A 5,627-nucleotide genomic window follows, 5' to 3' on the forward strand; every position below is an offset into this window, starting at 1 on the left:
GAAGTGCAGCGCGTGTTCGCCAAGATCGGCACCGCCGAGGTCGCAAGCGACCCGATGCCGCCCTCCATCGCCGACACCTTCGTGATGCTGAAGGAGCGCAAGGACTGGCCCGACCCCGGCAAGCCCAAGCCTGTGTTGCTGGAAGAGATCGAAGCAGTCATCGCGGCCGTGCCCGGCAACAACTACGAGGTGACCCAACCGATCCAGATGCGCACCAATGAGCTGATCTCCGGCGTGCGCGCCGACGTGGCGGTGAAGGTGTATGGCGACGACCTCGCCCAATTGACGCGCGTGGCCGCGCGCATCGAGGCGGCGATGAGACGGGTGCCGGGTGCCGCTGACGTTCAGGCGGAGCAGGTCACCGGCCTGCCGCTGCTGACGGTCGAGCCGGACCGCGTCGCGCTGGCGAACTACGGCCTCAATCCCGGGCAGGTGCAAGACACGGTGGCCACCGCAGTGGGCGGCAGTGAAGCCGGGCAGCTGTTCGAAGGCGACCGTCGCTTTGACATCGTGGTGCGCCTGCCCGATACCTTGCGACAGGATCCGCGCGCGCTGGCTGAACTTCCCATTGCGCTCGGCGAAAGCAGGCAGGTGGACGAATCCAGCGGGCTGGCGACGTGGCAGAGCGGCGAACCGCGGACGGTGCCGCTGCGTGATGTGGCCAGGATCGAAACGCGCCTCGGGCCGAACCAGATCAACCGGGAAAACGGCAAGCGCCGCATCGTGGTCAGCGCCAACGTGCGCGGGCGCGATCTCGGCAGCTTCGTGGCCGACGTGCAGGGCGCCATCGCGCAACAGGTGAGGTTGCCGGAAGGCTATTGGATCGACTACGGCGGCACCTTCGAACAGCTGATCTCCGCCAGCCAGCGCCTGTCCATCGTGGTGCCGGCGACGCTGGCGTTGATCTTCGGCCTGCTGTTCATGGCCTTCGGTTCGGCGAAGGATGCCGTCATCGTCTTCAGCAGCGTGCCGCTGGCGTTGACCGGCGGCGTGCTGGCGCTGTGGCTGCGCGGCATCCCCTTGTCGATCTCGGCGGGCGTGGGCTTCATCGCCCTGTCCGGCATTGCGGTGCTGAACGGCCTGGTGATGATCAGCTTCATCCACAGGCTGCGCGAGCAGGGCGACCCGCTGGACGAATCCATCATCGATGGTGCGCTCGGCCGCCTGCGGCCAGTGTTGATGACCGCGCTGGTCGCCTCGCTGGGCTTCGTGCCGATGGCGCTGAATGTCGGCGCCGGCTCCGAGGTGCAGCGACCATTGGCGACGGTGGTGATCGGCGGCATCGTTTCTTCGACGCTGTTGACGCTGTTCGTACTGCCCGCGCTCTACCGCTGGCTGCATCGCGATGCCGAGCGCCTCGACTCGGCCTGAACACGTCCATCCCGGAGGCATCAGTCCGCGACAAACCCGGCACGGGCTCGGAGTCGCTGTTCCACCTGGCCACCCAGTGAACCAGCGGCGTGGCACCGAGCCACAGATCCATGCCCGGAGGGCATCCGCCCAAGCATTGGCGATGACGCCGGGCTTCGCCGGCCCGCCCCGCCCTCACCGCCGCAAGGCCAGCACCACCACGCCGGTCGCAATCAGTGCGATCCCGCACCAATCGCGTGGCGACGGGCGTTCTCCCAGCAACAGCACGGCCAAGAACGCCACCAGCAGCACGCTGGTCTTGTCCACTGCCGCCACCTGCGCGGCATCACCCACCTGCAGGGCGCGGAAATAACAGACCCAGGAAGCACCGGTGGCCAATGCGGACAGGCCAAGGAACAGCCATACCCGCGGGGACAGCGCGCCCGGGTCGGTCCATTTGCCCGTGCCCGCGACGAAGGCCAGCAAGACGATGAGGATCATGCCCGTGCGGATCAGTGTGGCGTAATCGGAATTCACGCCGACCAAGCCGAGCTTGGCGAAGATCGCCGTCAGCGCAGCGAACAGCGCCGACAGCATTGCCCAGTGGAACCAGGATGCGGTCATGGGGCCTCCGGAAGAATGCGTTGGAGCGTGCGCATCGGCATTCACCGCAGCGCCGCTGTGCTCGAATCCTGTCGCGACGCTGAAACAGGATACGCCGACCAGGCGCCGATGCGGTCGATGGCGACACGGTGCATCCGATGAAGCCAGTGCCGCTGCGATCCGACAGCCGTACCCGGCCGCCGACTGAATACCACGGGCATAATGCAGGCCCCCACTGTCGGAGCCGGGCATGCTGCTGGAGACCGTCGAACACGAAACCGGGCCAAACGCTCGATGGGCGGTGCTGTGGCTGCATGGGCTGGGTGCCGATGGCAACGATTTCGCGCCGATCGTGCCGGAATTGGTGCGTCGGAGTTGGCCGGCGCTGCGCTTCGTGTTCCCGCATGCGCCGGTGCGGCCGGTGACGATCAATGGCGGCATGCGGATGCGGGCGTGGTACGACATCACCAGTTTCGAGTTCGGCGATCTGGCACAGCGCGCGGATCGTGCCGGCGTGGCCGAATCGGTGGCGCAGGTCGAGGCCTTGATCGAGCGCGAAGGTCAGCGCGGCATCCCGCCTGAGCGCGTGCTGTTGGCCGGGTTCTCGCAGGGCGGCGCGGTGACGCTCAGTGCCGGGCTTGCGCGCAAGACCCCGCTGGCTGGCTTGGTGGCGCTATCCACGTATTTGCCGATGACGGCCGAGCAAGCACAGGCCAGCCTGCAGGCGGACGCGAACACCCAACCCCTGTTCATGGCGCACGGCCTGTTCGACCCGGTGGTGCCCGCCGCAGCGGGTGACGCCTCGATGAAGGCGATGCGCACACTCGGCTTCGACGTGCAGTGGCGGCACTATCCGATGCAGCATCAGGTCTGTGGCGAGGAAATCAACGATCTCGGCAACTGGATCGAAGCGCGTCTTGCCAGCAGATGACGGCAGCGAAGCGTCCCGGCTAACATCGGCAACAGGGTGCGCTGGCGGGGAGACCACGCGATGGAAACGGCGTTGGTGCAGGTGTTGATCGTCGATGACGAGCCGCTGGCGCGCGCGCGCCTACGCGCCCTGCTCGATGCGCAAGCAGGCGTCGCAATTTGTGGCGAAGCGGGCGACGGGGGATCTGCACTGGTGGCCTGCGAAGACGCGACGCCCGACCTCGTCCTGCTGGATATCTCCATGCCCGGAATGGATGGGCTGGAGACCGCGCGCCGGCTGGCCGAACTGGATGCGCCGCCCGCCATCGTGTTCTGTACCGCCTACGACGCCCACGCCCTGTCGGCCTTCGAGGCCCAGGCGATCGACTATCTGGTCAAGCCGGTGCGTGCCGAACGGCTGGCAGCGGCGCTGGACAAGGTGCGCACCTTCCTGGCCGGACGCAAACGCAAGCACGACGACGCGGTCGAGGCCGCTGCGCGCACCCATCTTGCTGCGCGCCTGCGCGGCAGCCTGCGCTTGATTCCCATCGAGGACATCCGCTACCTGCAAGCCGACGAGAAATACGTGGTCGTCCACCACGCGCGCGGCGAGGATCTGATCGAGGAATCGTTGAAGTCGCTGGAAACCGAATTCGCCAGTCGCTTCGTGCGCATCCACCGCAATTGCCTGGTGGCGCGTGACGAAATCATCGAGCTGCGGCGCTCACCGGATGGCAGCGTGCATGCGATGCTGCGTCATGTCGAGAATCCATTGGAAATCAGCCGCCGTTGCCTGACCCAGTTGCGTGATTCCCTGCGCCATTTGTGATGGCGGCCAGCGGCGCCGTGCGCAGGCCATCACGCAGGCGGCGATAATGCCGACATGACCATGCTGCGCATCGCCACCCGCAAGAGCCAGCTCGCGCTCTGGCAAACCGAACACGTCGCCAGCCGCCTGCGCGAGGCCCATCCCGGCCTGCAAGTGGAGCTGGTGCCGCTCTCCACGCGCGGGGACGAGATCCTCGATCGATCGCTGGCCGCGATCGGCGGCAAGGGCCTGTTCCTGAAAGAGCTCGAACTGGCGATGCAGCGCGGCGACGCCGATTGCGCGGTGCACTCGCTGAAGGACGTGCCGATGGAGCTGGAGCCGGGCTTTGCGCTGGCGGCGATCCTGGCCCGCGGCGATCCTGCCGATGCCTTCGTCAGCAACCATTTCGATTCGATCGACGCGCTGCCGAATGGCGCCCGCGTGGGCACCTCGTCGCTGCGGCGGCAAGCACAGTTGCGCGCGCTGCGGCCGGATCTGCAACCGGTCGACCTGCGCGGCAACGTGAACACGCGCTTGGCCAAGCTCGATGCCGGTGCGTACGACGCCATCGTGCTGGCCTGCGCAGGCCTGCAGCGGCTTGGTTTCGATGCCCGTATCCGCGCACGGCTGGACGCGCCGGCGTGGTTGCCCGCACCTGCACAGGGCGCGATCGCCATCGAATGCCGCAGCGACGATGCACGGACCTTGGCGCTGTGCGCTGCGCTGGACGATGCGTCCACCCGCACCTGCGTGGAGGCTGAGCGGGCGATGAACCGCGCCTTGCATGGCAGTTGCCATGTGCCGGTGGCGGCGCTGGCGCGACTTGACGGCGCGTGCCTGACGCTGGAGGGATTGGTGGGTTCGGTGTCAGCCGGTCGCTGCGTGCGTGCGTGCGCCAAGGCGCCATTGCATGTCTCGATGGACCTTGGCATCAACGTGGCCAACGCGCTGCTTGCGCAGGGGGCACTTGATTGGATCGACGCGCCCTGATTCAGGGGATCCTTGAACCATTCGGCATTGCCAATCCTGCATGCGCGTGATTGGTTCATGTGGAACAAGCCCGGACCTGAGCCGATCACAATGTGGGCTGACAACCACCGGCTTGCGTTGTTCGGACCAACCTTCAGAACAGGTAGCGCAGCTTCACCGTCGCATCGGTCTGGTTGCGCGAACTGACGTCGCTGTCGTGGCGGGTTTCAACGCCCGCTCCCAGCCGCCACTGCGGGTGCAACCGGATATCCACGGACAGGTTGTTGCGCAGGTAGAGGCCATGCTGGCCCGCTTCCAAGCGCGCGGTCTGGGAAAGCCGCAAGCGCTCGTCCAGTTCGTGACTCCATTCCAGTTGCCCCCGCCACACCGGCCCGGTGCCGGCGATGCCATCGTCGGCATAACCCTGCAGGCGATAGCCGGTTTCCATCGCCAGTGACAGGCTGGATTCACCGGTTTTCAGCATCTGCGCGCCGAACTGCAGGCCCAAGCGTGCATTGCTTCCCTGTGCCTTGACCCAGTCCCGGCGTGAGCCCGGGATGGTGAGTTGGCTGCCGGCGCCCGGCAGGCGGGTACCGTCGATCCGCACTTGCCCGGCAGGAATCTGCGGCATCGCGGCCACCTGCCACTCGCCTTGCAGGCACCGGGCAGCGATGCAGCGCGGCGGATCGACCAAGCGCCGTGCAATCTCCGGCTGCAGGGCCGGCGGTGCGGTTTCGGCAATGACTGGCGGAATCGAAACCACCGCCAGCAACACAGGCAGGGGAAGCATGGCGAACCATCGGATTGTACCCTGTGATTGTAGCAAACCCCTTTCCGCGGAATCCGCGTCGCTGTCGCATAATCCGACCATGGATCGCTACGAGCGCATCATCGCCCTGCATCGAACCCTGCAGGCCGCCCGCCGACCGGTGACGGTTGGCCATTTGCAGGACGAGCTGGGCTGTTCGCGCGCCACCGTCTATCGCGA

At 66.7% G+C, this 5,627-nt stretch carries 7 protein-coding genes; 5 read left to right on the top strand and 2 right to left on the bottom strand.

The genetic code is table 11. The features are described from left to right. Positions 1-1,371: efflux RND transporter permease subunit (locus tag IT472_RS10795; RefSeq protein ID WP_297181509.1), on the top strand; the 1,371-nt coding region annotated here is incomplete at its 5' end. Between the two features lie 174 nt (positions 1,372-1,545). Here IT472_RS10795 and IT472_RS10800 read toward each other — a convergent pair. Continuing rightward, positions 1,546-1,974 (bottom strand): EamA family transporter, encoded by a 429-nt coding sequence (locus IT472_RS10800; protein ID WP_297181510.1) that lies wholly within the window; start codon positions 1,972-1,974, stop codon positions 1,546-1,548. Between the two features lie 229 nt (positions 1,975-2,203). On the opposite strand from IT472_RS10800, the gene IT472_RS10805 reads away from it, so the two are divergent. From IT472_RS10805 to hemC, 3 genes are read left to right on the top strand one after another with little or no spacing between them, the layout of a single operon-like run. Then, complete coding sequence (locus IT472_RS10805; RefSeq protein ID WP_297181511.1) at positions 2,204-2,884, top strand: alpha/beta hydrolase; 681 nt, start codon at positions 2,204-2,206, stop codon at positions 2,882-2,884. Between the two features lie 60 nt (positions 2,885-2,944). Next, positions 2,945-3,691, top strand: a complete 747-nt coding sequence (locus IT472_RS10810; protein WP_297181512.1) for a LytTR family DNA-binding domain-containing protein — start codon at positions 2,945-2,947, stop codon at positions 3,689-3,691. A gap of 54 nt (positions 3,692-3,745) precedes the next feature. Next, entirely contained in the window at positions 3,746-4,660 is a 915-nt protein-coding gene (gene hemC, locus IT472_RS10815; protein WP_297181513.1) for a hydroxymethylbilane synthase, read from the top strand. A 133-nt stretch (positions 4,661-4,793) separates the two neighbouring features. Here hemC and IT472_RS10820 read toward each other — a convergent pair whose 3' ends face one another. Continuing rightward, the gene (locus IT472_RS10820; RefSeq protein WP_297181514.1) at positions 4,794-5,429 is read right to left on the bottom strand and encodes a DUF481 domain-containing protein; all 636 of its coding nucleotides are present in this window, start codon (positions 5,427-5,429) and stop codon (positions 4,794-4,796) included. 79 nt (positions 5,430-5,508) lie between these two features. Between IT472_RS10820 and IT472_RS10825 the strand changes: the two genes are divergently transcribed. After that, positions 5,509-5,627 (top strand): HTH domain-containing protein (locus IT472_RS10825; protein WP_297181515.1); only part of this gene is annotated, 119 nt, incomplete at its 3' end.

This window comes from Thermomonas sp. (genome assembly GCF_020850895.1).
Classification (GTDB): domain Bacteria; phylum Pseudomonadota; class Gammaproteobacteria; order Xanthomonadales; family Xanthomonadaceae; genus Thermomonas.